Here is a 26,562-nt window from a genome sequence, read left to right on the forward strand (position 1 = left end):
TTTAAACTGGCACAAAACTTGCATTAAACATAAAGAGAACGATTTTTAGAGGAGGATGAGACAGATGACAGCCGTTATGACAGATGAAATGCAGCAAATGAAAACGATGATTCGTAATTTCGTAGAAAAGGAAGTAGAGCCTTGTGCACAGCAAATTGAAGAGGAGGATGCCATCCCTCAACATCTTGTTGAACAGGCTAAGGCTCTAGGTTTATTTGGTATAAGCATTCCCGAGCAGTATGGCGGAATCGGGTTGAATACGGTGGAAAAAGCCAATGTACTCGAGCAATTGGGTCGTACACATAATGGATTTGTGTCTCTGATCAGTGCACATACAGGTATTGGCAGCACCGGCTTGGTAAAGCTTGCATCCGAGTACTTGAAAAATAAGTATCTGCCGGACATGGCCGCCGGAAATAAAATCGCAGCGTTTGCCTTATCTGAACCGGGTGCCGGCTCAGATGCTACAAATCTGGCTACCCGGGCAGAAAAGAAAGGCGATCATTGGGTCATGAATGGAACGAAACATTTCATTACGAATGGACCGATTGCAGATGTATTTACCGTATTTGCCCTGACAGACAAGGAAAAAGGAGCAAAAGGGGGAATCACAGCATTCCTTCTGGAGAAAGATTTCCCAGGGCTGATTATTGGCAAAAAAGATAAAAAGATGGGATTGAGAGGCTCTTACACTTCACAGCTGATTTTTGAGGATTGCATTATCCCTGACGAAAATGTCATCGGACAAGTGGGCATGGGGTATATGTCTGCATTGAAAATTTTGGGAGAAGGCCGCGTGGGACTTGCTGCAAGGGCAGTTGGCTCCTGTGATAAGCTGATTGAACTCTCTGCTCAATATGCCAAAGAAAGAATTCAGTTTGGCAAGCCGATTGCTGATAATCAAGCGATTCAGTGGATGCTTGCCGATATGGCAACAGAAACAGAAGCAGCACGAACGTTAACAATGATGGCGGCCGAAAAAATCGATGAGGGCAAAAAGGTAATTAAAGAAGCTTCAATGGCCAAGCTTTTTGCTTCTGACGTCTTTAACCGTGTGGCAGATAAAGCTGTTCAAATTCATGGAGGGATGGGATATGTTTCAGATTATCCTGTGGAACGTTTCTACCGTGATGCACGGATCACAAAAATTTATGAAGGGACCAATGAAATTCAACGGTTAATCATCGCGAGAAATGTTCTGCAGGAAGCCTAAGGGTGGGTATTAGCCATGCAAGAATAAAGGAGGTGAATACGTTTTGCATCATGTATCCAATCGGCCGTGGAGTAAGTATTACGATCTAAACCAGTCTAATTGCATACCTGACGTCTCCGTTTACTCCATTCTTGAAACCGCTGCCAAAAAGTACGGAGACCGGACAGCCATTTTATTTGAACATCAGAGAATCAGTTTTTTAGAACTAAAAAACCAAACAGATCGTCTTGCTGCTGCCTGGTGTGAACTTGGACTGCAAAAAGGCCAGCGTATCGGTCTGATGCTTTCCAATCATCCTGATTATATTATTTCGTACTATGCCGCCCAGGCACTTGGCTTGATTGTTGTTCAGATCAACCCTTTTTATACATCCAGGGAACTTTTACAAATTGTTTTCGATGCGGAGATTTCATACATAGTGGCAGACCCAAATGCTTTTTCTGTTATTCAGGAAATAAAGGAACAGTATACCTTTCATTTCATCTTCAGTTCTCAAATCACGGATAAGGATATGAACCCTTTGGTGATTAAGCTCGAAGACTTAAAAAAGTATTCCGATACTCTTTCTGGAAACACTCCTATGGATTCCAGAGAAGAGGTGGCTGTTCTTCAGTATACAGGAGGAACGACCGGAAAAATGAAAGGCGTTATGCTCACCCATCATAATCTTCTGGCTAATGTCATCCAAAGCTACACGATGTACGGAGAAAAAATGATTCCCGGGCAGGAAACCGTGCTTGCCGCTACCCCTTTGTATCATGTATACGGCATGACCAGCGCCATGAATCTGGGCATCTACATCGGTGCTACCTTGTTGTTGTTCAAAAAGTTTGATGCAGACTATATTTTGCCCTTCATCAAGGAATACCGGCCGACTTTTTTTCCTGGAGTCCCCAAAATGTACAATGCATTCGTGAATCAACCAAGCGTTGAGAACTATGGGCTGAATTGCTTGAAATTATGTTCTTGCGGGTCTGCACCGCTGCCGGTAGAAGTTATTAAACGGTTTGAAACGTTAACAGGTGCCACGATCGGAGAAGGGTTTGGACTTTCAGAGGCATCTCCTTCCACCCATCGCAATCCCTCCTCTGGAGTAAGAAAGTTGGGAAGTATCGGGATCCCAATGCCTGGTACCGATTGCTTGATAGTAGATGAGAGAAGACAGGAATTGCCGCCTCATTCGGTTGGGGAGCTTGCGATTAAAGGGCCGCAGATCATGAAAGGATATTGGAAAAACAATAAGGAAACGAAGGACTCATTACAAAACGGCTGGCTTTTTACCGGCGATTTGGCAACCATGGATGAGGATGGATACTTTTACATTGTTGGCCGAAAAAAGGAAATGGTGATCGTCGGAGGGTTTAATATTTACCCGCAGGAAGTAGAAGGAGTCCTATATGAACACCCGGATGTACAGGAAGCTGCTGTTGTCGGAATTCCCCATAAGGAAGAAGGTGAGGTCGTAAAGGCATACCTTGTTCCAAAGAATGGATGTGTCATCGACTTAGCGGAAATCAGGGGACATTGTTATCACAAATTAGCTCGTTATAAAGTTCCAAAAGAATTTGAAATCAGAGATTCGCTTCCGAGAAATACGGTAGGCAAACTATTAAAGAGAATGCTGGTTCAAGAGGAAAAGGAGAAAGGAGCAATAAAACATGCAAAGTCATGAAATTCAGGAAATCGCGGTGATTGGTTCAGGTACGATGGGTTCCCAGATTGCCATGGTCTGTGCGCTTGGCGGATACAATGTCATTTTACATGATATTGAAAAAGAACGTTTGCACATGGCAGAGGCTGCTTTAATGAAACAGATGAAACGGAGAATTGAAAAGGGACGTTTATCAGAGCACCAAGTCACCGATGCATTCGCAAAGATAAAATACTCATCTGACCTTAAGGATCTTTCACAAACGGATTTTGTGATTGAAGCCATCGTAGAAAAACTGGAACCGAAACGTGACCTTTTTAGAAGACTCGATGAAATAACGCCGGAACACTCCATTCTCGCCACGAACAGCTCGACAATTACGAGCTCCAAACTGGCGGATGCCACAAGAAGGCCAGAAAAGGTTTGTAATGTTCACTTCTTTAATCCGGCGCTTGTCATGGAACTGGTTGAAGTGGTAAAAGGCCCGCACACAGCGCAAGAAACAGCTGAGGCAGCCATGGAAGTAGTGAGGAACATTAAGAAAACACCCGTCCTTCTTCAAAAAGAAATCTCGGGTTTTATTGCCAATCGCATTCTCGGAAAACTTATGGACGAGGCAGTATATTTACTTGAAAACGGCTATGCCACCCATGAAGAAATAGATTTGGTTTGTAAAAAGGCGCTCAATCACCCGATTGGCCCCTTTGCGCTAATGGACCTTACTGGCATTGATGTGAACTATTTTGTCCGGCAGCAGCGTTTCCAGGAAACCGGCGACGAAAGGGACCGGCCGGCCAAAATTGTTCAGGAAAAAGTGGAGCGGGGAGAATTGGGACGCAAGTCTGGAAAAGGATTCTACACCTACAGCGAGCCTGCTGTTAAAGCATAGACTCTATGATTGCAGAAGGAGGAGAGCTGTATGGATTTCCAGCTCAGTGAAGACATTCAATTTCTAAAGAGAAATGTTCGTGATTTTGTGCAGACTGAAGTAGAATCCGTGGCTGCACAAATTGAACAAGAAGATAGAATACCGGAAAAAATTATTAACATGTCCAAAGAAATGGGGCTATTTGGTTTAAGCATTCCCGAGGAATATGAGGGACTCGGAATTGGCATGGTTGGAAAATGTGCGCTTTATGAAGAGATAGGGGCCACGCACAACGGCTATACCACCTTAATCGGCGCCCATACGGGAATAGGTACGGTCGGAATTGTTGAAATGGGAAATGAACAGCAAAAACGAAAGTATCTCCCGGCTATGGCCAGAGGTGAGAAGATCGGTGCTTTTGCATTAACAGAACCAAGTGCGGGTTCGAATGCTACTAATCTTAAAACCACAGCGGTTAAACAAGGAGATAAATACATTTTAAACGGAACTAAGCATTATATTACGAATGCAACAGAGGCAGATGTATTTACAGTAATGGCTGTGACCGATCCAGGCAAGGGAGCAAAGGGAATTACTTCTTTTATCGTAGAAAAGAGCTTTAAGGGATTCCAGGTAGGAGCAACCGAACCAAAAATGGGATTGCGAGGTTCTCATTCTGCAGAAATTATAATGGAAGATTGCGAGGTTCCCATTGAAAACGTCTTAGGTGCGGAAGGACAAGGATATGTTAATGCACTGAAAATTTTAGCCAATGGCCGTGCAGGTTTAGCGGCTCGTAACTTGGGTTCGTGCCAGAAGCTGTTGGATTTGTCTGTGAAATATGCGCAGGAACGAATCCAATTTGATGTTCCGATCATTGAACATCAGGCAGTGGCTCATATGATTGCCGAGATGGCGGTTGACGTGGAAAGCTTACGGTCTTTTACCTACAGGGTGGCCTGGATGGTCGAACAAGGAATGAAGGTTATTAAAGAAGCGGCCATGCTGAAGCTGTTTGGCTCGGAAGCGTATAACCGGGTCGCGGACAAAGCGGTACAGGTACATGGTGGAATCGGTTATATTTCTGATTATCCCATCGAACGTTTTTTCCGGGACGCAAGGATTACTCGTATTTATGAAGGAACCTCCGAAATTCAAAAAAATATTATAGCCGGTCAGCTTAAGAAAGAATATTGCTAAAGGGAGGGAGGATGTAATGAAACGACCAGTGATTGTTTCAGCCGTACGGTCAGCTATTGCCAAACAAGGAGGGGCGCTGGCTAAAATAGATCCCTATATATATGGAGCGGAAGTTATGAAAGCAGCTGTTAAGAAAGCCGCTCTTATGCCGGAAGAAATTGATGATGTGATTATGGGGAACTGCCTTTTTGGCGGAGGCAATATTTCCAGACTCGCATCTCTTCAAGCCGATTTTCCAATACGTATTCCGGGAATGACCATTGACCGTCAATGCGGATCAGGAATTAACAGCATCGGACTGGCAGCCAGTCTGATTGCTGCAGGGCAAGGAGAGGTTTATGTAGCCGGAGGTATGGAGAGCATGTCCCGCTCCCCGTATTTGATGCGCCCGCCTTCTCGTCCCTATGACCGTCAACCCCCAACGTTTATGAAACGAAGGCTTTCACCAGACAAAATCGGTGATCCTCCAATGGGAGAAACGGCTGAGAATCTTGCTGAGAGGTATGAAATCTCAAGAGAAGAACAGGATGAATTTGCTCTTCAAAGCCAGCAGAGGATGGCAGCTGCAATGGAAAAAAAGTTATTTAAGGAGCAGATTGTACCAATTGAAGTCACTGACCAAAAAGGTAATGTCGCCCTCTTTGAGCAAGATGAACATCCGAGAGCAGACTCAAGCAAGGAGAAGCTTTCCCGCCTTTCACCTGCATTCAGAGAAGGAGGCAGTGTAACCGCCGGGAATTCTTCGGGTGTAAATGACGGTGCCTCTGCAGTTGTGGTTATGTCCGAGGACCGTGCCAAAGAAAAAGGAATGGACATTTTAGCCGGCATCATAGGCTGGGAAGTGGCTGGAGTTGACCCGAACTATATGGGAATTGGACCTGTCCCTGCCATACAGCAGCTGCTGAAAAAAACAGGACATACCCTGAAGGATATCGATCTTGTTGAATTCAACGAAGCATTTGCATCACAAGTTCTCGCCTGCAACCGGGAACTGGGAATGGATCTCGGAAAGGTAAATGTAAATGGCGGTGCGATTGCTCATGGGCATCCGATTGCTGCGACAGGCGCGATGCTCATTACAAAATTGGTTCACGAAATGAAACGCCGTGATGTTCAGCTTGGTTTGGCGGCCGCCTGTATTGGCGGAGGACAAGGAATTGCACTATTGCTCGAGCGATAGAAACAAAGGAGGCATGATTATATGTCAGAATTCAGAAACATTGAAGTGATACAAAAGGATCAGCTGGGCTATATCATTATTAACCGGCCGGAGCTCAGGAATGCGCTCGACAAGGAAACGCTGAATGAGATGACAAAAGTACTGGAGGAACTGAGGCAGGATCCATCCGTAGGTTGCGTGATTTTTACAGGGAAAGGAGAAAAATCGTTTGCTGCTGGAGCCGATATCGCACAGCTGAAAGAAAAGACCATGCTCGATGCACTTGATTCAGGAGGAATGCAGTCTGTTTATAATCAGATTGAAGCTTATGAGAAGCCAACCATTGCCATGATCAATGGCTATGCACTTGGCGGTGGTTTTGAATTGGCAATGGCGTGCGATATTCGGATTGCCTCTTCCAACGGAAAAATCGGTCTACCTGAACTCAACCTTTCGATTATACCAGGTGCCGGGGGAACTCAAAGACTTGCCCGGCTGGTGGGTAAAGGGAAGGCGCTTGAAATGATTTTGCTCGGAAAAATCATTGATGCAGAAGAAGCCAAACAAATCGGATTGGTTTCTGAAGTGACAAGTACTGAGAATTTGGAACGAAAAGCAGAGGAAATGGGAATGCAAATCCTCTCTAAAGGTCCTTTAGCCGTTAAGCTGGCGAAGATTGTGGTTCACAGCGGGACAGAGGTTGACATGAAAACGGGATTGTTAATTGAAAAACTGGCACAGGCTATCTTGTTTTCTTCAGAAGATAAAGGCGAAGGAACCAATGCATTCCTGGAAAAACGGCAACCGCAATTTTCAGGAAGATAGGAAAGGAGGTCGGCGTGTGCCCGTCACTATAGAAGAAATACACCAAAAGTTTCAGCAGAATCCCTTTTTTTCACACATTGGTTTCGAGATCGTTCAATTTGATGAACACAAGATTAGAATTAAATTGGACGTACGGGAATACCTGCATAACATTAACGGAACATTGCATGGAGGAGTTTATGCCACCATGCTCGACAATATTATGGGTATGGTGACTCGTTCTGCGGCAAAAGCAAAGGTAGTAACCCTTCATCTCAGCATTCAATTTCTTGCGAGCATATCCTCAGGAGAGATATTTGCTGAAGCAACAATACAGGAACAGGGGTACAAGCTTGCCTTTACCGAGGGTGAAATTAAAGATGAAAACGGAAAAGTTTTGGCAAAAGGGATGGGTACCTTTAAATTAATACGCAATGGATAAGGAGCACTGCGATGAAAAGGTTAAACGGAAGATCTGCGTTTATAACTGGCGGCAGCCGTGGAATTGGCAAAGCGATTGCAAAAGCTTTTGCTTCAGAGGGAGCGAAAGTGTGTGTGGCAGATCTTCAGCAACAGGCGCTGCTGGAGCTAGAACAAGAATTCACCCAGGAAGGCTGGGACCTGTTTACCTTTCAGATGGATGTTACCGACAAACACCAGGTGGAACAAGGTTTTTACAAAGCCGTGGAGGAAATGGGAAGCCTTGATATTTTGGTTAACAACGCCGGGATCACAAGAGATAATCTTTTATTTAAGATGGAAGATGACGATTGGGATAAGGTAATGGATGTTCACTTAAAAGGAACGTTTTATTGCAGCCGGGCGGCACAAGCCTATATGGTTAAACAGCGATTTGGAAGGATTATCAACATCTCCTCTGTATCTGCATTGGGAAACAGGGGCCAAGCTAATTATTCCACCGCAAAAGCCGGCTTGCAAGGACTAACCAAAACGCTGGCGATTGAACTGGGTCCTTATGGTATTACGGTCAATGCCATTGGACCGGGTTTTATTGAGACTGCTATGACCCAAGCGACCGCTGATCGTTTAGGGATGTCGTTTGAAGAACTTATTGCGTATAAGACAAAAGAAATTCCCGTTGGGAGAACAGGAAAGCCTGAAGATATCGCCCAAGCCGCTCTTTTCTTTGCCGACAATGCTTCTTCATTTGTCAACGGCCAAGTTTTATATGTAACCGGCGGACCAGCAGTATAGTTTTTGTAAGCGTTTTCAAAAAAGATAGAGAGCAATGTGGATGCGTGGTGTGGAAAAACTGCTGACCAAGCAGTTGAAATCATCGTGAAAGAGCTGAAAAGTACCAACTGAAAGGTCGATTTCAGACATCTTAGTTCATCACTCAAATATGAAAAACATATTGGAAAAGAGGGATTGATATGCGATGGTTTATACTTTTTATGTTATTTTTGGGAGCCATTATAAACTTTGCCGATAAGTCAATTATCGGATTGGCAGCGATTCAAATTAAAGATGAATTTCAACTGTCTTATGCACAATGGGGACTCGTCGGGAGCAGTTATTACTGGCTTTACCCGGTAACTGGAATCTTTGGCGCCGCGTGGGCTGATCGTATTGGAGCAAAAAAAGTTATGGGGTTTCTGATGCTCACCTGGGCCGTCCTTCAAGTGGGGGTTCTGGCGATAACGGCTCTTCCTCTTTTAATTCTTTACCGGCTGCTCCTCGGCGCATTTGAAGGACCATACAGCCCTATAGCCTACAATCATGCTGATAAATGGTTTCCTCCGAAGCTGAGAGGGTTCGCCAACTCCGTTGTTGTAGCAGGCGGAACGGTTGGGGCCATGATTGTTGCTCCTTTACTGGTGGCGCTGATCACTTTGCTGGGATGGAAAATGGCGTTTGCAACATTGGGTGCAGCAAGTGTTGTTTGGTTCTGTTTGTTCCAGTTCTTTACGAAGGAACGTCCGGAAGGGGAGGTTGTGCTTAAAAAGAAAACTGCAAGCAAAGCAGAACGATTGAAAATAAAAGATTTTCTGGTGCTCTTAACCAAACCTTCTGCGTTATTTACGACCCTGGCTTATTTTTCTGCTTATATCCTGGTTGTTTGGTTCTCGGTCTGGCTGCCGATTTATCTGGTAGAGTCGGTGAAAATGTCGTCCGCCCAAATGGGATATAGTGTGGCAGTTATCGGAATCGTTTCTGTATTGATATATGTGGGAATTTCCATGTTATCGGACTTTATGTTTAAAAAAAGCCAAAATTGGCGGGTGTCTCGAATTTATATTATTGCTGCATCCATGGTCCTGGGAGCCGTTCTTTTACTCTCATTAACCATTTTCCAACAGCCTATGTGGGTCGTTGTTGCCATGTGTCTGGCAAAAGGCCTCACCTATACAATTTTGCCGATCGGACCAACCATCATGATCAATGAATGGCCTGAACGGGGAGCATTAATGACGAGCATTTTAACATCCTTTGGCAACCTGGCAGGGATAGTGGCCCCTGTGATCACTGGCTGGATCATTGGACTTGCCGGAGCTAATAAGATTGCCGGTTACAATTTATCCATTGTTTTTATGGGGGGAATCGTCCTGGTCTTTGGCATTCTGTTTGCACTTTTTGTGAAACCTTCATCAGAAAAGAACATGAAACCGCAGGTTAACGATGTGGACAACCGCAAACGTCCTGATGTGAAATATTCTTAATTAACATTGAAAGGGCATGCCAACTGGCATGTTTTTTCAATAAAGAAAGGGTGTGCTTCAAGATGAGGAAGATATGGGAAGATCATTACCCTGAGGGTGTAGACTACAGCATGAAAATTCCGTCACTGTCCTTGTACGAAATCCTGGAACAGACCGCAGAGTGTTACCCGCACCGGCTTGCTGTCATTGATGGAATTCAAGAGGTAACATATGTGGAATTAAAAGAGAGTGTGGATTTCCTGGCGGGATCGCTGCATGCAAGCGGTTTCACGAAAGGAGAGAGGGCGGCTCTTATGCTGCCAAACTGCCTCGAATATATCATTGCCTTTTATGCGATCCAACGGCTCGGAGGGATTGTTGTTCAGGTGAATCCTTTATATAAAGATGCAGAGCTGGAATATATAGTAAGAGATTCAAACACGTCATGGTTTATAGGACAAAGTTTTCAGAGAGAGAAATTAAAAAGAATGGGTTTGGTTGAATCGCTCTCCATTATCAATACGGATTCTGCACATGAAGATGGACTTTATTACCGAATAGGGGAAAAGAAAAAACATGTGCCTCAGTTATCCATTGATACAGCAGATGATGTCTCTGTTCTCCAGTACACAGGAGGAACAACTGGAAGATCAAAAGGAGTTATGCTAACGCATGATAATGTATTTGCGAATGTGTATCAGGATTTGCAGTTTACTTCAAATGTACTCGATCTTAAACGTTCCAGTGAAGTCATGCTGGGTTTAATTCCCCTGTACCATGTTTATGGAATGGGAAGGATGAACGGGGCGATCTATTTTGCTTCAACTTATATTGCGGTTCCTGAATTTCAAATAGAAACCATCATTTCTATTCTCAGAAGATACCGGCCAACCATTTTTCCCGCTGTGCCCACCATGTATATCGCATTATTAAATGATCCCCGTTTGAAAAAGGAGGATGTGAGCAGTTTTAAGTACTGCAGTTCAGGTTCAGCTTCCCTGCCGGTAGAAGTCATCCAGCAATTTGAACAAAAGTTAGGGATACATATTTATGAAGGCTATGGAATGACCGAAACATCGCCAACTACTCATCGAAACCCCGGCACATGGAAACGAAAGCCGGGGAGTGTAGGCATTCCTTATCCATTGACAGATGCCAAAATTGTGGATGCCGAAACAGGTACAAAAGAGATGCCATTAGGAGAGGCAGGAGAACTAATCGTAAAAGGTCCGCAGGTTATGAAAGGCTATTGGAAGCGTCAGGAGGAAACCGCAAAAGCGCTTCGCAAGGGTTGGCTTTATACTGGTGACCTCGCAATAATGGATGAAGAAGGCTATTTTTATATCGTAGGAAGGAAAAAAGATTTAATCATAGCAAGCGGGTTTAATATTTACCCGGTAGAGGTGGAGGACGTATTGTATCAGCATCCTTCGGTGGCAGAAGTGTGCGTTTTTGGTATTCCTGATCCTTATCGGGGCGAATCAGTGAAAGCCGTTATTGTTTTAAAAAAAGAGGAGAGTGCGACAGAGCAAGAAATGCGCGAGTGGTGCAGTGAGCGGCTGACTCCTTATAAGGTGCCGCGTTCTTTTGGCTTTCGGAAGCAGCTTCCTAAAACCTCTGTAGGCAAAGTACTGCGAAGAGTGTTGGTGGAACAGGAAAGATTGAAGATGAATGCAAACGTGTAGTCTGGATGAATCTCTAATAGATAGCAAACGAAACAATAAATGATCAAGAAAGGCGGGAAAAGGCATGTATGATTTTTGCGTCATAGGCGGCGGGATTGTGGGATTATCCACAGCAATGACCTTGTTAAATCAGCATCCGAAAAGTAAGGTTCTAATTGTTGAAAAAGAAAAAGAATGGGCCAGCCACCAGACAGGTCATAATAGTGGGGTTATTCATTCGGGCATCTATTATAAACCAGGAAGCTATAAAGCCCGTTTTGCCCGAGAAGGCAGTAAAGCGATGGTAGAATTTTGCCAGAAGCATGATATCCAGCATGAAATTTGCGGAAAAGTAATCGTCGCAACTTCTCCAGAAGAATTGCCGCTCCTGGAGAATTTGTATGATCGCGGTTTGCAAAATGGCATCAATGTTCAAAAAATCAATGATTCATCTCAGTTAAAAGTATTTGAACCTCATGTAGAGGGTTTGGCCGCCATACGGGTTTTAGAAGCTGGAATTGTTAATTATAAGCAGGTGGCAGAAACCTTTGCCAAAATTATTGCGAATCATGGAGGGGATCTCCGTCTTCAAACGAAAGTGATGAACATCAATCATGGAGCAAATGGCATTGAAATTGAGACATCGAAAGGAACGTTTCACACCCGCTTTCTTATTAATTGTGCAGGCCTGCAAAGTGATCGGATGGCGCGGCTTGAACAGGTGAAAACCGGGATAAAAATCGTTCCGTTCCGCGGGGAGTACTATGAACTGAAACCAGAGAAAAGATCCCTTGTGAAAAACCTGATTTATCCGGTTCCCAACCCCAACTTTCCTTTTCTTGGGGTTCATTTTACAAGAATGATAGATGGAAGCGTAGAAGCTGGACCCAATGCTGTTTTGAGCTTAAAAAGAGAAGGCTATACCAAATCAGATATTGATTTGAAGGATCTTGCAGAAGTTCTAACCTATCCAGGTTTTTGGAAAATAGCATCAAAGTATTGGAAGAATGGATTAGAAGAAATGATCCGGTCTTTCAGTAAGAAAGCATTTGTAAAAGGGCTGCAGAAATTGGTTCCTGAAATAACAGAAAAAGATATAGAGCCGGCTCCAGCAGGAGTAAGAGCACAAGCCCTAAAAGCTGATGGGACACTTGTGGATGATTTCCATATTATTTATGGGCAAAACACTGTACATGTCTGTAATGCTCCCTCACCGGCAGCTACCGCTTCCTTGCAAATAGGAAAAGCCATTGTCAATGGGCTTCAGTTGGAACAAAATCGGAAAGCCAATTAACACTTGGAGAATGTAGAAATCACTACGATTAGAAGTCAGTATATCGCAAAAAATAGTACCTTTTAAAACGAAAGCCCCAGCCTTCACATATGAAGGCTGGGGCTTTTATTATTGACGAAGTGCGTTTTCAGCGTTGATCAGACCAAATCCTGAATAGCTGTCATTGCCTGGTTTAAAGACGTCATCTGCTGATTTTTGGATGATATGTTTTACCTGAGAAGGTGAGAGTGCATCTTTGCCATGCTGGGCAATGATAACTCCTGCTAAAGCTGCCGTTTTTGGTGATGCCATAGACGTTCCCTGCATCCAGGCATAGCCACCAGGTACAGTAGAAAGGCAACGCTTTGTTCCAATTCTTAATGCAGGATCTCTTGTTTCAAGCCAATCAAGTCCATAATCACCGCCGGGTGCCATGACATCAATCTTTCCAACTCCATAATTGGAGTAGTAAGCCAGGTTTTTCGCTTCCCCGTTTGAAGATACCCGAATCATGGTTTGGCTGCTTGGACTGCGGTGTGTCGATCCGTTATTATCACCAGAAAGTTGGCCTGGCTTGGAAATATCGGAAGCATTATTGCCTGCGGAGCCGACAACGGTAACTCCCTTTTTAATGGCGTATTGAATTGCGCGGTTAAACAAACGAACATCAGCAACAATATCCTTTGTAGCATAATCAGGATCCTGGAACCAGTCATATCCTCCAAGGCTCATGTTGACTACATCAACGTTATCATCAGCTGCCGTTGTAAGAGCATTGGCGATATCGGAAGTATAGGCAGACGCGCCGGGAGCAAATACCCGGTAAGCCGCCACTTTTAAATCCGGGCCAATTCCCAGCACTCTGCCTTTAGCTGCAATGGATCCGGCCACATGGGTTCCATGTCCTTCTTCATCTTTAGGGCTTGGATGACCGGCAACAAAGGATTTTCCATAGGCATAATTCTGCTTTATATCTGGATGATCATAGTCGATGCCAGTATCGATGATCCCGACAACTATATCTTTGCCATCAACTGATTTGCCTGTACCTCCAGGCAATTTCCATGAAGCGCCATCATGGGTTACCTGTTTAATATCCCATTGATATGTATGATACAAATCATTCGCTGCTCCCGCTTCAAAATCCGGAAGAAGATTCGATTCGACTGTTTCGGGGGTTACTTCATGCTCCTTGGCTGCATCTTGTATAAGCGACGACTTTTTCACCTGGGAAGCGAAATTAGGATTTGTGGTTTTGACTTCAACTGCTCCAAGTTTACCTAGAGATTTCACCACATTACCGCCAGCATTCTTAATAGTTTGTTCGTATCCTGAGGGCAGGTTGTCTGAATCTTTGAACAGAACAACAAATTTTTCCTCAGCGGAAGAAGCATGGACCTGTGGAGAAACAGTACCAAAGAAAGCGGCCGTACTTAATAGAAGTGTTGCTGCAAGTTTTTTCTTTTTCATTCAAATCCTCCTAATTAAAAAGTTTTAACAGTAAGGTGATTTCGACAGATTGGTTTACTTTTCCTCTTTTGTAAGAAAAAATAAATTAAATATTGTGATTTTTTGTCGAGTTATTAGTTATTTACCACTTTGTTTAACAAAAATAGAAAAACACTTACACATTGTCCAATGAATTTTTATACGTGAAAAGTTATAATTAAAATTAGTTTTAAAATTTAAAATTTTTAAACTAATAACCCAAAGAGGGAGGCGTTGGTATTTGAAATCTGTAAAGATACTTCTTTTTGTTCCTTTTATTGGTCTGTTGGGATTTATTCCAGCAGCAAATCGGATTGAGCCTTATATTTTTGGATTGCCATTTTTACTGTTCTATATCATTTTTTGGATGGTTTTGTCTTCCGTTTTATTAACTGTGATTTATAAATTGGATCCTGAGAATAGGAGGAGGGACAGCCAATGAACAGTGCATTGCTGATTATTCTTTTGTTCCTGCTGTTCTCTTTGTATTTAGGCATAAGGGCTAAGAGAGGCAAAGACATGAATATGGAACAATTTGCAGTTGGCGGCCGGGGATTTGGAACACTGTTTATATTTTTGTTAATCGCTGGAGAAGTTTATACCACATTTACATTTCTTGGCGGCAGCGGCTGGGCTTATTCCAAGGGTGCTGCAGCCTATTATGTTCCAGCATACATATTCTTGGCTTATGTTCTTTCCTACTGGCTCGCTCCAAAGGTTTGGCGTTACGCGAAAGATCATAACATCATTTCACAGCCCGACTTTTTCGCCTCCAAGTACAACAGCCGTGGTCTTGGAATAATTGTGGCCATTGTTGGCAGCATGGCTCTCGTACCGTATATTGTCATCCAGTTCAAAGGGTTGGGTATTATCGTAGGAGAAGCCTCCTATGGTGCCATACCACCATTGACAGCAAGTATCATTGGAGCCGCGGTGGTGACCATTTATGTTATGGTTTCCGGTATTCATGGGTCGGCATGGACGGCATTAATTAAAGATTTTATGATTCTTGCGATCGTTATTTTTCTTGGAATCTACATTCCTTTTCATTACTTTGGCGGTATTCAGCCGATGTTTGAAAATGTCCAGGCCGTAAAACCAGAGATGTTGACCTTGTCCGCAGAAGGACTTAGTCCGGCATGGTTTATATCTACTGTACTTTTGAATGCATTGGGATTTTATTTGCTGCCTAATTCATTTGTCGTCGTGTTATCTGCAAATGGTGAGAAATCCATTCGTAAAAATGCAATCACCTTGCCGTTGTATACTCTTCTGCTTTTGTTTGTATTTTTCATTGGATTTGCAGCTGTGCTCAAGATACCAGGCCTGCAAGGCGCAGATGGCGACTTGTCTCTATTGCGGCTTGCTATCCAAACCTTTGATCCTTGGATGATTGGCTTGATAGGAGCTGCCGGTTTGTTGACTGCGCTGGTCCCGGCATCAGTCATGCTTATGGCAGCCTCGGTCGGGCTCACAAAGAGTTTTTATAAGGTGCTCGTCCCGCATGCTACAGAAAAACAACAATTAAACGTTTCAAAACTTTTTATTCTTTTGATTTCCAGTGCTGCCCTGGTATTAACTGTAACAGGAGGAGAGGCACTGGCAATGTTGAACATCATGTCATACAGTCTGGTTACTCAATTGGCCCCTTCGCTATTCTTTAGTTTGTTTAATAAGAATACAGTTAACAAATACGGGGCCGGTGCGGGAATTATCGTCAGTGTTCTATTGGTTCTTTACGTAACAATCAAAGAAATCAAGATCAGTACTTTCCTTCCTGACGTTCCTCATGTGATCAATGATATTAGTCTTGGATTCATCGCATTAATCATTAATGTCATCGTCATGCTGGTCGTAAGCTTCATTACGAGAGCAATGGCGGTAAACTCTACATCGCTGGAAAATGTAGAAAACAGTAGTTTTCTAAAAAGAGAGGGTTGAGGATATGAAAGCAGATGTTGTATTTGTGAACGGGGAAGTGCTTAAAGTGGACGAGCACCACTCAATACAGGAAGCAGTGGCGGTCAAAGAAAATTTCATTGCAGCTGTCGGATCCAACGACGATATTAAATCGTATATTGGAGAAAAAACAGAAGTTATTGATCTGCAGGGAAAATCTTTGGTTCCAGGTTTTATTGATTCGCACGTGCACCTCACCATTTATGGGACAAACCTGTTGGGTGTTAGTTGTATTGAATCCCACATCGATTCCCTTGAGGATATATTTTATGATCTGCGAATGAAAGTGAAAGAAACACCAAAGGGAAAGTGGGTAAGAGCGTGGGGATTCGATCAGCATGAAATAGATGAAAAAAGGTTTCCCACAAGGGAGGAATTGGATGAGATTTCGAGGGAGCATCCCATTCTTGTGATTCGAACCTGTAATCATATGTGTGTAGCCAATAGCAAAGCTTTGGAGCTGGCTGATATCAATAACCACACTCCTGATCCTGAAGGGGGAATTATTGAAAGGGATGCCGACGGTCAACTTACAGGAAAATTAATTGAGAACGCTCATATGCAGATGTTTAAAGTTGCGGGTTATAGCAGTGAAGAACTGAGTAAATCCATGAAATTGGCTTCCGATGCATTTATTAAAGAGGGAATAACAAGCATTCACGATGCCGGAGCATATGGCAAAGGCTCTGAAACCCTTCGAATCATGCAACAAGCGGTCGGGAATAAAGATATCCGGGTCAGGGTCTATGCCATCATGGGTTCGTTAACAAATTCACATGATTTTGTTCAACAAATGGTACAAGAAGGAAAAGTTACTGGTTTAGGCAATGATAATTTTAAATTGGGACCGGTGAAGCTGTTTACAGATGGAAGCAGTACTGGCCCCACCATTGCTACACGCGAGCCGTATACAAGTGACGCCAATAACAGCGGAATTATTTATTACAGCCAGGAAGACCTTGACCATTATTTGGGAAATGCACATAAAGAAGGTTTTCAAATTACGGCCCATGCCCAGGGAGACCGTGCTATTGAGATGCTGCTCGATTGTATTGAAAAAGCTGTAAAAGAACACCCTCGAAGCAATCATCGTCATCGAATTGAGCATGCCGGGATTGCCTCGCCAGATCTGCAGCAAAGGATGAAAGAGCTTGAAATCATTCCGATTCCAAACCCTGTTTTCATATATGTAAATGGAGATGTATACAAGCAATACTATGGAGATCGTGTAAATGTCATGTATCCTGCTCGTGACTATCAGGAACTTGGAATTGTTGCAGCCTTTGGTTCTGATGCGCCAGTGACTTTTGTTAATCCATTACTCGGTATTCATGCTGCAGTTAACCGGAAATCAAAATCGGGTCAGAATGTGGGAGAACAACAAAGAGTGGATGTGTTGGAAGCTCTTCGGTGCTATACCGTCAATGGAGCGTTTGCTAGTTTTGATGAAAAAAGGAAAGGAAGCATCGAAGCTGGGAAACTGGCTGATCTAGTGGTGTTGAGTGACAGCCTGTTAACGATTGATCCTGCCAAAATTAAAGATTTAGGTGTTGAGATGACAATGATCGACGGAAAGGTTTTATTTAAAAATGAGCAGCTGGTATATACGGGCGGAGGTAGCCGATGAAAGAATTCCCCTATATCCGGGTGCACGGTTCTCCCCATGAACGGGGCAAAAGGATTGGTGAGAAAGCCAGCAATTATATCATCCATAACATTGAAACTTATAAAAAGATTTTTCTTGAAATGGGTAACGTCAGCTGGTCGGAGGCGCGAAAATTTGCGGAGCAATATATTCAAAGCATTGCAGAATACGATCAGGAAATTCTTGATGAAATTATTGGGATCAGCAAAGGTTCAGGACAACATCTGCTGGATATCATGGCGTTAAATACCCGCAGTGAAATTTTACTGAATTCTGATGGTTGTACAAGCATGGCGGTAGTGCCTAAGGGTGCTAAAAAGAGGGAAACATTGTTAGCACAAAACTGGGACTGGAATCCTGAAATAAATCCGGGCGTTATTCTGCTTGAAATTGACCAGGCTCCACGCCCAAACATTCTAATGGCAACCGAAGCAGGGATTGTAGGAAAAATCGGGCTAAATGGTGAAGGAGTAGGAGTATGTTTGAACCTCCTTGGCGCAAAGCACCATACTCGAGGTGTTCCAATTCATGTTATTCTCCGAGGAATATTAAACAGCCGCTCCGTTTCTCAAGCCATCGGTCAGATAGCAAGAGCAGAGAGAGGAACTGCAGCAAATTTCTTAATCGCAGACGGTGAAGGAAGCGCCTTTAATGTTGAATCCACAGGTGCAGATTTTGACGTTCTTTTTCCTGAAGAAGGTATTCTGTGTCATACCAATCATTTTACGAGCAACCGGATGAATGTTGTGGATACTGGGAGAGTAAAGTTTCCGGATACATATTTGAGGTTATGCCGGAGCAGAGAACTTTTGAATGATCGTACAGAAAAAGTAAATACAGAGGACATTAAACATATTTTAGCTGACCATCATGGCTATCCGGATTCCATTTGCCGTCATGGCAATACCGTTCCCACTGATCTGGGAAGAATAGCTGCCAGCAATACCGTTTTTTCAATCGTCATGAACTTATCCAGCAAGTCACTTGAAATTACATATGGAGAACCCTGTTCTGCAGAGTATGTTTCCTATTCATTGGATGAGCGTTGCGGAAATAAAGAAAAAACAATTTCCTAGTTGAGCAATTAAAAAGGAAACCGATGCATGTTTACCGGTTTCCTTTTCCTATGTCTTCGGAACTGCTTTGTAATAAAAATAGAAAGATACAAATGCGGCTACAGACCCCATGCCCAGAAGGATGAAGGCGGTAAACACATTAAAGCTAATATATAAAATCGCACTACAGCAAAGAGCAATGCATATGGTTTGTACCGGACGGCCGATGCCCAGCAAAAACGAATTTTTCAACAATGCCCAAAAAGCTAAATGAACATGTACGGTGTTGCTTAGAAAATGCAGCGTGATGACAAAAATGTAGGCGCCGATCGCAGCAAACAAATAGATAAAGGGCGAGTTTAATTTCATAAAATAGAAATAATCGATGATTAATATGGACCACAGTACGGTAAACAAAACTCCTCCGGTCATGCTTTTAACATAATTCTCTTTATAGGATCTAACATACAACATCAGAAGGGAGTTATCCGAGTTGCCCATAATCCATTTCCTCACCACGCCGAATAGAGCAGAGGTGGCTGGGAAAAAGCAAAAAGGTGCGAGCAGGGCAATAAGTATCAGATTGGCCAGAAGGTGGTCGGGCGACTTTGCCAGAAAAACGTTAAACGCTAGAAAAACAATAGGTAAGTTAAAGACCAGCCATAACACATTTGCGATAAAGAAACGGACCACCCATTCACAAATTCGGTAGAAAACAGCGATTAAGCCAGAGCCTTGCATTTTTATCCCCCTTTTCGTTATTCAACGTTATTGAAAATCATCAAAGTTTTTTGGGAATTTTCAAAAAACTGTTGCCAAACGTCTTTCTTGCGTATATTCTAAAGCTATTAAAACGTTTTTATGAAGGCGGTAGATTACTATAAATAAAGTTACCATAAAAGACGTAGCCAGGGAAGCGGGCGTTTCAATTTCTACGGTATCGAACGCCTTGAACAATGTTGATGTGCTTCTTCCAGAAACAAAAGATCATGTGCTGCGTGTAGCAAAGAAAATGAATTACATACCCAATTTAAACGGAAAAAATTTAAAATCAAGAGCTACAAAGGTGCTCGGCCTTTTCATCACGAGCATGCAAGGCCCATATTACGGAACATTAACCGATTCGATTTACAAAGAGTGTGAGAAATATGGTTATGAATTAAATGTATTTATTACGAAAAACGAGCAAAATGCCTTGAGCAACATTCTGGGCAGGCGGGTGGACGGAGCCATTATCTCCAATGAGTGGATTACAGAAAACCATATTGACACGTTTGAACAAACGGACACGCCCATCGTTTTTTTAGACCGGGAAAAAGCGAGCAAAACCATCTCAAGCGTTGTATTCGACTCTTACCGTGGCGGGCAAACCGTGGCTAAATACCTGATTAATCAAGGGCATAAACGGATTGCCTATATCCACGGGTACCCCAACCTTTATGATGATGTTGAGAGATTCAGAGGATTAAGCGATACACTGAAATCTGCAGGAATCGACTTTTCAGAAGAACATCGTTTGATGGGTTATTTTGAAGAGGCAGCGAGCTACAGTGCGGTGATCGCCTTTTTAAAAAGCGGAAAATCATTGCCGGATGCTTTTTTTGCTGCCAATGATTTAAGTGCGATCGGCTGTATCAAAGCGTTAAAAGCAGAAGGGTTGATCGTGCCAGATGATGTGAGTGTAATTGGATTTGACAATATAGATTTGAGTGAAGTTTTCTCACCTTCGCTGACGACGGTAAACAACCCAATCGCCAGGCAGGGGAAGCTGGCTGTTCAACGCTTGCTTTCAATCATACAGCAAGAAAGGGAGGGAAGAGTGGAAAAGCTGGAAGGGAACCTGATTATAAGAGATTCTTGCAACATCAATAAAAACGTTTTAATCTAAGGCGGGTTTTCCCGCTTGCCTGTAATAAAAACGTTTAACCAGAAATGTAAACGCTTTAATTTTAAAACTACATATCCAGAGAGGAGTAGAACATGACTAAAAAAACGTTTTGGCACAAACTAAAATCCCAAATCCCGCTGCAGCTCATGGTTATCCCCGGAATTATTTTTATGATCATATTTTGCTATATTCCAATCTATGGTTTGGTGATTGCCTTTAAGAGCCTTACCGTCACCGATACGATTGCAAGTGCTCCGTGGGTGGGGCTGGAAAATTTCAAGATAGCCTTCAGCGACAAATTCTTTTGGGAATCCGTAGTAAACACACTCGCCATCAGCTTTTTGAAATTAGGGATCGGTTTTATCGCTCCCATTATATTATCGATTATGATTTTTGAGTTAAAGGATGGCTGGTTCAAAAAGACCGTTCAAACCATTTCCTACTTACCGCACTTTCTTTCCTGGATCGTGGTAGGAGGGATGTTGATCAGCTGGCTCTCCACTTCGGGACTGATCAATACGTTTTTGGTTGGCATTGGAGTTATAGACAGTCCTAAAAACTATTTGGTGGATCCAAACAGCTACTGGTTCATCGCGGTTCTGTCTGATGTCTGGAAAAGTGTGGGCTGGGGAACGATCATTTATCTGGCTACGATGGCCGGTATTGATCCTACCTACTATGAAGCGGCGAAGATTGATGGCGCCACAAAAATGCAGCAGATTTTCCACATCACTCTTCCTTTGATGAAATTTGTCATCACCTTAATGTTCATCCTGGCAGTGGGAGGAATTTTAGGTTCCAATTTAGATCAGACGCTCGTCCTGATTAACCCGTTAAATGCTTCCCATGCAGAAGTAATCAACTCCTATGTATACAAAATAGGACTCGCTCAGGGTGACTTTTCTTACGCAACAGCAGTTGGCTTGGCCATTTCTGTGATTTCATTGCTGTTGGTTGTGATTACAAACAAGCTTTCTAAAAAGGTTAATAACCGATCCATTTTCTAGGAGGGCAGATATGAAAATAGCGGACAGTAAGCCAGTCTCGATGGGACTACCTATGCCAAAAGTGAAAAAAATGAAGGAAAACCGTGTTTTTAATGCGATTAATTTACTGTGCATCAGTGTTTTTACCATCCTTATTATTTTCCCAATCTGGGACATTATTGTGGCCTCGTTCAGCAGTCCACAGGCACAGGCCAGTGCGGGCATCAGGCTTTGGCCAAAAGAGTTTTCAATTGAAAGCTATAAACTGGTGTTTAATGATGCTTCCATATGGAACGCCTTCATGATTTCGGTTTTGAAAACAGTCGTTGGTGTCATCACGCATGTGTTTTTTACAGCCATGGTGGCCTATGGAATGAGTAAACGAAACCTGCTCGGAAGAAACTTCTACACAGCGCTTGGAGTAGGAACCATGTTTTTCAGCGGTGGGATGATTCCTACCTACCTGCTGATGAAGGATTTGGGATTGCTTGACAGCTTTTGGGTATACATTATTCCTTCATTATTCAGCTATTTTGACATGATTATCATCATGAACTTTTTCCGTGAGATTCCCTCTTCCCTGGAAGAGTCGGCAACCATTGACGGAGCAGGGGTATGGACCATTTTTATGAAAATTATTATGCCGTTATCCATGCCGGTTCTTGCTACCATCGCCCTTTTTAACGGGGTATTCCAATGGAATGATTATATGACTGCCAAGCTGTACATCTCCAACGAAGCCCTGCATCCGATTCAGATGAAGCTCTATACCATCATTGTTCAGCAGCAGGCTCAAACCATGCAATCAACGGCATCTGTGGTCATCCCAACGACTTCATTGTCCATTCAGCTGGCGACGATTGTTATTGCAACGGTTCCGATTGTTTTGGTTTATCCATTCCTTCAGAAGTATTTCATCTCCGGTATGATGATCGGAGCAGTGAAGGAGTAGCCTTTGTTCATCCATGAATAACAAAATAAATTTTAATAAAAACGATTTTATTAGGAGGAAGAACATGAAGAAGTGGAGTTCAGTAAGGTTAGGCTTAGTGTTTTTGTTTATGCTGACGCTTTTGTTAACCGGTTGTACAGGAGGAGGCTCAAGCAGTACACAGGGCAAAGCAATGGGAGAGAAGGCAAGGTACAAAGTAGATAAAGATACTCCGGCCTGGAAACTGGATAAAAAGAAAAATACGAAACTTACCTGGTATGTGAATGCTGATTGGTTCAATAAAGATTTTGGCCACGATACCATCACAAAGCAGCTGAAAAAAGATCTTAATGTTGATATCAAATTTGTTACTGGTGATGATACGAAACTGAATACGTATTTTGCGAGCGGTGACATGCCGGATATCGTAACCATTTTCGGAGGCAATACACCAACTGCCCAGAAAGCCAATACATGGGCGCTTCCATTGAATGAACTGGCTGAAAAATACGATCCATACTTTAATAAAGTAGCAAAAGAACAAACGTTAAACTGGTACCAGCTAAAGGATGGCAATACGTATGGATATCCAAGCTATTCAAACACTGAAGAGCACTATAAAAGCGGCCTGATTCCCGGTGCGGACGCATTCATTGTTCGTGATGACATTTATAAAGCCATCGGCAAGCCAAGCATGGAAACTCCTGAACAGTTCCTTGATGCCATGGCAAAGATCAAGCAGAAATTTCCCGATGTCACTCCTTTTGGTTTTAAAGGATTTTCAGCTGAAGGAGATCCTGGTTCTTTAGGATCAATGTTCCAAAATCACATTGGTGTTCCTATCGATAAGGACGGAAAATGGTATGACCGAAATTTGGACAAAGATTACCTTACATGGATTAAAGCCTTTAATAAAGCGTATAAAAAAGGGTACATCTCTAATGATAACTTCTCAGATAACAATACGAAGTTCGAAGAAAAAGTAGCACGCGGACAGTACGCAACCGTCATGGCGAGCGGGATTCCGCAGCTGTCAGGTTCGCTCCAAAAAAACATTGCCACACATCCGGCACAAAAATACATTGCGGTGAATGGACCGAAAAGCACTGTTGGTCATGAACCAACACTAAATCAAACCGGAATTTCCGGATGGTCTGTCACCTACATTACGAAAAAGGTAAAAGACCCACAAAAGGCCATTCAACTGTTCACCTATCTGTTAAGTGATGAAGGACAATTTCTCACCAATTTCGGTGTGAAAGGCGAAACGTATGAGCTGAATGCGGATGGCAAGGCTGAGCTAAAGCCAGAAGTCGTCAAGCTAAGAAACGAAAATCCTGAAGAATATAAGAAGAAATACCGTTTGGGGGAGTTCTGGTTCTTCGGCCATGACACATTTGCCATCGAACATGGAAAAAATGATCCAAATGAAGCGATCGGTCAAATCCAGGAATGGGCCAAAGGAAAATTAAAGCCGCAATTCATTCTTGAAAATACCGATCCTGATTCAGGAACGGCGGAAGCAAGAAGCTTAACAAACATTAACTCATACTGGGCCAAAACGCTTGCCAGTTTGTTGCGAGCAAAAAATGAGCAGGATTTTGATAAAACCCTATCAAAATATGAAACGTTCCAGAAGGACAACAATTTTGACAAAATTGAAGAAGTGCGAAATAAAAAAATAAAAGAAAACAAGGAAAAGCTTCAGCAATAACAAATGATTTCATTTCAGAATAGGTGTGTGGTTCAATGGTAAACGCGTTTGTAAATGAACATCGTTCCGTGGGAACATTACGTTCAACATTTGAGCTTCAGCAAATTAAGGGAACGGCAGTACCTTTTCAAAACGGGATTCCCTATCCCTCATTTGAACCGCAAAGCCGCAGTGTCTTTTCACTCGGCGGTGAGTGGAAGAAACACCGTTTTATAGCGGATCATGAAGAAACAATGATGAACAGGGATGAAGAATGGATCCGTAAAATGAATGATTTGGGAGTTACTGCATTTGAGTTTGATGACCAATCGTGGAAAGTCCATGAGCTGCCCCTTCCCGAAAATCGCATGACCGGGAAGGCGGAAATTAATGGAGCGGAAACCTATGAAGATGGTGTATGGTACAGAAGGGAATTTCAGCTGAGTCGTCAGTGGGTTGACCAGGTTGTGAGCCTAAAGTGTTTGGGACTTTCGTATATTGGCGACTTCTGGATTAACGGAAAATATGTTGGTCACCATGAAGGTGGCTATACCCCCTTTTCGTTTGAGGTGACCCCATATCTGACAGAAGGGAAAAATGTCATTGCCGTCCGGGTGGATAATCCACCCTGGACAACCCGTATTGATACAGTTCCCGCAGTCGATAATGATTTTTTTAATTATACCGGCATCCTTCAGGACATCTATTTGGAAGCTGTTGAAAGTGTACAAGTGGCACGAGCTGATATTGTAACAAAAAGTTTGAACGGTGAGCTTGAAATCAGAACCGTTCTTGAAAACCGCTCCGATCGTACCCTCAAGGTTACAGTCAAAGGCGCAATTTATAACACTGATCCGGTTTCAAAGGAATGGCTCAGCGCCCCCGATGCCAAAAGCATCTGCAAAGATAGAGTAGGAGCAGGGGGGCTTCAAGATAAGGAAGTTGAGCTTTCCCCTCAAGAAACAAAGGTACTGGTTTATCAGGCAACCGTTTCAGAACCCGCTTTATGGAGTATTGATGAGCCACACTTATACGTTCTTAAGCTGACGCTTGTGAATGAAGAAGTGGAATTGGACACCTTTCATTCGCAGTTCGGTATCCGTACCATTTCTACACAGGGCGCACAAATCTTGCTCAATGAGGAACCTGTTTTCCTGGGTGGCGTTGCACGGCATGAAGATTGGCCGGGATATGGAAGGGCTGCATCCTGGGAGCGGATCAAAAGCGATTTTCTTAAAATAAAAGACTTGTCTGTTAATATGGTCCGGACAGCTCATTATCCCAATCATGTATATACGTATATCATGCTGGACCGGCTTGGACTGACCGCAATGAGCGAAATTCCGCTTTGGCAGTTTGAAACCCATCATTACGAAGCTCAGGAAGATCGGGGAATCTCTTACCAAATGTGGAGGGAAATGATCTTTTCTCAATATAACCGGCCGTCGGTCATTATGTGGAGCACACAAAATGAATCAAAAGATGTGACGCTGAGGAAACGGTACAATGAAAATCTGGTCAAAGAGGTACGCATGTTTTATCATGACGGCCGCTTAATTACCCAAAGTTCAGCAGCCGATCAGCCAGGTGCTCATGATGAATCGATGGAATGCCTTGATGTCGCAGGGTGGACGATGTATTTTGGTATTTTTCACGGAAGCACACCATATGAGGGCACAAGGGATTTTCTGGAAAATGCCCATCGGAATTGGCCGGATAAGCCGATATTGAACACGGAATATGGTATATGGAGCAATGCAGATAAAAGTTTTATCAAAAAGCAGGTGGAGATCTACCGTGATGTCCAGCATGCATTACTGGAAAAGGCGACCGTTTCTCCAAGCGGCCAAGTCAATGAAAACGGCTATGTGGCAGGCATGGATTATTGGACTGCATTTGACTGGTATGTGAACCATAACCAGTTTTATCAGACGATGGGAATGCTTCACATGGACAGAACAACGGAAAAGCCGCTCTATCACCATTTTGTCAGGGACCACAAACGGTTGCTGAAAAAAACAAAGGGTCTTGGAAGACAAACAAATTCACTGGCAGATAACCCATTGAAGTTTTCCGTAAAAGACAAGAAGGAATCAATAGATTTGATACTGCAGCAGCCCGTGGATTTATCGCCTTGGAACTACTTGTGCATAGAGGTGAGAGATGCTGAATGTGCGGATGGATTTAAGGTTCAGTTGACAGACGATAAGGGTCGAATGTCAGACTATCAAACGTATGGAATCCATGTGAAGGAAAATTTCAGGGTGTACGTTCCCCTCTGGGAACTAGACCGGGAGATTCTTTCCAGCGTCGCTTCCGTCCGGGTTTTGAAAGACGGTCCGCGCACACTAGAAGTTTTGGCACTAAAAGCAGTGACCAGCGGGACTCATTAAGAAAGACAGAGACAATTCGTCTCTGTCTTTTT

The 26,562-nt window shown here is 43.2% G+C and carries 22 protein-coding genes; 20 read left to right on the plus strand and 2 right to left on the minus strand.

The window, feature by feature from the left end:
- Positions 1 to 64 precede the first annotated feature (64 nt).
- From QYB97_RS00795 to lhgO, 11 genes are all read left to right on the plus strand, one after another.
- Positions 65 to 1,213 carry an acyl-CoA dehydrogenase family protein gene (locus QYB97_RS00795; RefSeq protein ID WP_301164056.1) on the plus strand — a complete coding sequence of 383 codons (1,149 nt, stop codon included), beginning with the start codon at positions 65 to 67 and terminating at the stop codon, positions 1,211 to 1,213.
- A 43-nt stretch (positions 1,214 to 1,256) separates the two neighbouring features.
- The gene (locus QYB97_RS00800; RefSeq protein WP_301164057.1) at positions 1,257 to 2,885 is read left to right on the plus strand and encodes a long-chain-fatty-acid--CoA ligase; all 1,629 of its coding nucleotides are present in this window, start codon (positions 1,257 to 1,259) and stop codon (positions 2,883 to 2,885) included.
- Positions 2,872 to 3,753 (plus strand): 3-hydroxyacyl-CoA dehydrogenase family protein, encoded by an 882-nt coding sequence (locus QYB97_RS00805; RefSeq protein WP_301164058.1) that lies wholly within the window; start codon positions 2,872 to 2,874, stop codon positions 3,751 to 3,753. Before QYB97_RS00800 ends, QYB97_RS00805 begins: the two co-directional genes overlap by 14 nt.
- Positions 3,754 to 3,783: 30 nt before the next feature.
- A complete protein-coding gene (locus tag QYB97_RS00810) occupies positions 3,784 to 4,932 on the plus strand; it encodes an acyl-CoA dehydrogenase family protein (RefSeq protein ID WP_301164059.1) in 1,149 nt (382 codons plus the stop codon).
- 16 nt (positions 4,933 to 4,948) lie between these two features.
- Positions 4,949 to 6,112 carry a thiolase family protein gene (locus QYB97_RS00815; RefSeq protein ID WP_301164060.1) on the plus strand — a complete coding sequence of 388 codons (1,164 nt, stop codon included), beginning with the start codon at positions 4,949 to 4,951 and terminating at the stop codon, positions 6,110 to 6,112.
- A 21-nt stretch (positions 6,113 to 6,133) separates the two neighbouring features.
- Entirely contained in the window at positions 6,134 to 6,916 is a 783-nt protein-coding gene (locus QYB97_RS00820) for an enoyl-CoA hydratase/isomerase family protein (protein ID WP_301164061.1), read from the plus strand.
- Positions 6,917 to 6,932: 16 nt separating this feature from the next.
- Positions 6,933 to 7,337, plus strand: coding sequence for a PaaI family thioesterase (locus tag QYB97_RS00825; RefSeq protein ID WP_301164062.1), 405 nt, complete (start codon positions 6,933 to 6,935; stop codon positions 7,335 to 7,337).
- An 11-nt stretch (positions 7,338 to 7,348) separates the two neighbouring features.
- Positions 7,349 to 8,110 carry a 3-oxoacyl-ACP reductase FabG gene (fabG, locus tag QYB97_RS00830; protein ID WP_301164063.1) on the plus strand — a complete coding sequence of 254 codons (762 nt, stop codon included), beginning with the start codon at positions 7,349 to 7,351 and terminating at the stop codon, positions 8,108 to 8,110.
- A 179-nt stretch (positions 8,111 to 8,289) separates the two neighbouring features.
- Positions 8,290 to 9,576, plus strand: a complete 1,287-nt coding sequence (locus QYB97_RS00835) for an MFS transporter (protein WP_301164064.1) — start codon at positions 8,290 to 8,292, stop codon at positions 9,574 to 9,576.
- Positions 9,577 to 9,638: 62 nt separating this feature from the next.
- The gene (locus QYB97_RS00840) at positions 9,639 to 11,240 is read left to right on the plus strand and encodes a long-chain-fatty-acid--CoA ligase (protein WP_301164065.1); all 1,602 of its coding nucleotides are present in this window, start codon (positions 9,639 to 9,641) and stop codon (positions 11,238 to 11,240) included.
- Positions 11,241 to 11,304: 64 nt separating this feature from the next.
- Complete coding sequence (lhgO, locus tag QYB97_RS00845; protein WP_301164066.1) at positions 11,305 to 12,513, plus strand: L-2-hydroxyglutarate oxidase; 1,209 nt, start codon at positions 11,305 to 11,307, stop codon at positions 12,511 to 12,513.
- A 108-nt stretch (positions 12,514 to 12,621) separates the two neighbouring features.
- On the opposite strand, the gene QYB97_RS00850 is transcribed toward lhgO, so the two are convergent.
- Positions 12,622 to 13,962 (minus strand): S8 family serine peptidase, encoded by a 1,341-nt coding sequence (locus tag QYB97_RS00850; RefSeq protein ID WP_301164067.1) that lies wholly within the window; start codon positions 13,960 to 13,962, stop codon positions 12,622 to 12,624.
- A gap of 259 nt (positions 13,963 to 14,221) precedes the next feature.
- On the opposite strand from QYB97_RS00850, the gene QYB97_RS00855 reads away from it, so the two are divergent.
- Genes QYB97_RS00855 through QYB97_RS00870 form a run of 4 tightly spaced genes read left to right on the plus strand, consistent with a single transcriptional unit; the run spans position 14,222 to position 18,660 of the window.
- Positions 14,222 to 14,422 carry a DUF3311 domain-containing protein gene (locus tag QYB97_RS00855; protein WP_301164068.1) on the plus strand — a complete coding sequence of 67 codons (201 nt, stop codon included), beginning with the start codon at positions 14,222 to 14,224 and terminating at the stop codon, positions 14,420 to 14,422.
- Positions 14,419 to 15,921, plus strand: coding sequence for a sodium:solute symporter family protein (locus QYB97_RS00860; protein ID WP_301164069.1), 1,503 nt, complete (start codon positions 14,419 to 14,421; stop codon positions 15,919 to 15,921). Before QYB97_RS00855 ends, QYB97_RS00860 begins: the two co-directional genes overlap by 4 nt.
- A gap of 4 nt (positions 15,922 to 15,925) precedes the next feature.
- Positions 15,926 to 17,566 carry an amidohydrolase gene (locus QYB97_RS00865; RefSeq protein WP_301164070.1) on the plus strand — a complete coding sequence of 547 codons (1,641 nt, stop codon included), beginning with the start codon at positions 15,926 to 15,928 and terminating at the stop codon, positions 17,564 to 17,566.
- Positions 17,563 to 18,660, plus strand: a complete 1,098-nt coding sequence (locus tag QYB97_RS00870) for a C45 family autoproteolytic acyltransferase/hydrolase (protein WP_301164071.1) — start codon at positions 17,563 to 17,565, stop codon at positions 18,658 to 18,660. Before QYB97_RS00865 ends, QYB97_RS00870 begins: the two co-directional genes overlap by 4 nt.
- A 48-nt stretch (positions 18,661 to 18,708) precedes the next feature.
- Here QYB97_RS00870 and QYB97_RS00875 read toward each other — a convergent pair whose 3' ends face one another.
- Positions 18,709 to 19,380 carry a YesL family protein gene (locus QYB97_RS00875; RefSeq protein WP_301164072.1) on the minus strand — a complete coding sequence of 224 codons (672 nt, stop codon included), beginning with the start codon at positions 19,378 to 19,380 and terminating at the stop codon, positions 18,709 to 18,711.
- Between the two features lie 154 nt (positions 19,381 to 19,534).
- Here QYB97_RS00875 and QYB97_RS00880 point away from each other — a divergent pair, with 154 nt between their 5' ends.
- From QYB97_RS00880 to QYB97_RS00900, 5 genes are all read left to right on the plus strand, one after another.
- Positions 19,535 to 20,527 (plus strand): LacI family DNA-binding transcriptional regulator, encoded by a 993-nt coding sequence (locus tag QYB97_RS00880; protein WP_301164888.1) that lies wholly within the window; start codon positions 19,535 to 19,537, stop codon positions 20,525 to 20,527.
- A gap of 92 nt (positions 20,528 to 20,619) precedes the next feature.
- Positions 20,620 to 21,534 carry an ABC transporter permease gene (locus QYB97_RS00885; RefSeq protein WP_301164073.1) on the plus strand — a complete coding sequence of 305 codons (915 nt, stop codon included), beginning with the start codon at positions 20,620 to 20,622 and terminating at the stop codon, positions 21,532 to 21,534.
- Positions 21,535 to 21,604: 70 nt separating this feature from the next.
- A complete protein-coding gene (locus QYB97_RS00890) occupies positions 21,605 to 22,465 on the plus strand; it encodes a carbohydrate ABC transporter permease (protein ID WP_425589761.1) in 861 nt (286 codons plus the stop codon).
- A 64-nt stretch (positions 22,466 to 22,529) separates the two neighbouring features.
- Complete coding sequence (locus tag QYB97_RS00895; protein ID WP_301164074.1) at positions 22,530 to 24,158, plus strand: type 2 periplasmic-binding domain-containing protein; 1,629 nt, start codon at positions 22,530 to 22,532, stop codon at positions 24,156 to 24,158.
- A 35-nt stretch (positions 24,159 to 24,193) separates the two neighbouring features.
- Positions 24,194 to 26,530, plus strand: a complete 2,337-nt coding sequence (locus tag QYB97_RS00900; protein ID WP_301164075.1) for a glycoside hydrolase family 2 protein — start codon at positions 24,194 to 24,196, stop codon at positions 26,528 to 26,530.
- The last annotated feature ends 32 nt before the right edge of the window (positions 26,531 to 26,562 follow it).

This window comes from Fictibacillus fluitans (genome assembly GCF_030418125.1).
Classification (GTDB): Bacteria; Bacillota; Bacilli; order Bacillales; family Fictibacillaceae; genus Fictibacillus_C; species Fictibacillus_C fluitans.

Coding starts and splice junctions, on each gene's coding strand:
- QYB97_RS00795 (WP_301164056.1), top strand. CDS start 65: ATGACAGCCGTTATGACAGATGAAATGCAGCAAATGAAAACGATGATT.
- QYB97_RS00805 (WP_301164058.1), top strand. CDS start 2,872: ATGCAAAGTCATGAAATTCAGGAAATCGCGGTGATTGGTTCAGGTACG.
- QYB97_RS00810 (WP_301164059.1), top strand. CDS start 3,784: ATGGATTTCCAGCTCAGTGAAGACATTCAATTTCTAAAGAGAAATGTT.
- QYB97_RS00815 (WP_301164060.1), top strand. CDS start 4,949: ATGAAACGACCAGTGATTGTTTCAGCCGTACGGTCAGCTATTGCCAAA.
- QYB97_RS00820 (WP_301164061.1), top strand. CDS start 6,134: ATGTCAGAATTCAGAAACATTGAAGTGATACAAAAGGATCAGCTGGGC.
- fabG (WP_301164063.1), top strand. CDS start 7,349: ATGAAAAGGTTAAACGGAAGATCTGCGTTTATAACTGGCGGCAGCCGT.
- QYB97_RS00835 (WP_301164064.1), top strand. CDS start 8,290: ATGCGATGGTTTATACTTTTTATGTTATTTTTGGGAGCCATTATAAAC.
- QYB97_RS00840 (WP_301164065.1), top strand. CDS start 9,639: ATGAGGAAGATATGGGAAGATCATTACCCTGAGGGTGTAGACTACAGC.
- lhgO (WP_301164066.1), top strand. CDS start 11,305: ATGTATGATTTTTGCGTCATAGGCGGCGGGATTGTGGGATTATCCACA.
- QYB97_RS00850 (WP_301164067.1), bottom strand. CDS start 13,962: ATGAAAAAGAAAAAACTTGCAGCAACACTTCTATTAAGTACGGCCGCT.
- QYB97_RS00860 (WP_301164069.1), top strand. CDS start 14,419: ATGAACAGTGCATTGCTGATTATTCTTTTGTTCCTGCTGTTCTCTTTG.
- QYB97_RS00865 (WP_301164070.1), top strand. CDS start 15,926: ATGAAAGCAGATGTTGTATTTGTGAACGGGGAAGTGCTTAAAGTGGAC.
- QYB97_RS00870 (WP_301164071.1), top strand. CDS start 17,563: ATGAAAGAATTCCCCTATATCCGGGTGCACGGTTCTCCCCATGAACGG.
- QYB97_RS00875 (WP_301164072.1), bottom strand. CDS start 19,380: ATGCAAGGCTCTGGCTTAATCGCTGTTTTCTACCGAATTTGTGAATGG.
- QYB97_RS00885 (WP_301164073.1), top strand. CDS start 20,620: ATGACTAAAAAAACGTTTTGGCACAAACTAAAATCCCAAATCCCGCTG.
- QYB97_RS00890 (WP_425589761.1), top strand. CDS start 21,605: ATGAAGGAAAACCGTGTTTTTAATGCGATTAATTTACTGTGCATCAGT.
- QYB97_RS00895 (WP_301164074.1), top strand. CDS start 22,530: ATGAAGAAGTGGAGTTCAGTAAGGTTAGGCTTAGTGTTTTTGTTTATG.
- QYB97_RS00900 (WP_301164075.1), top strand. CDS start 24,194: ATGGTAAACGCGTTTGTAAATGAACATCGTTCCGTGGGAACATTACGT.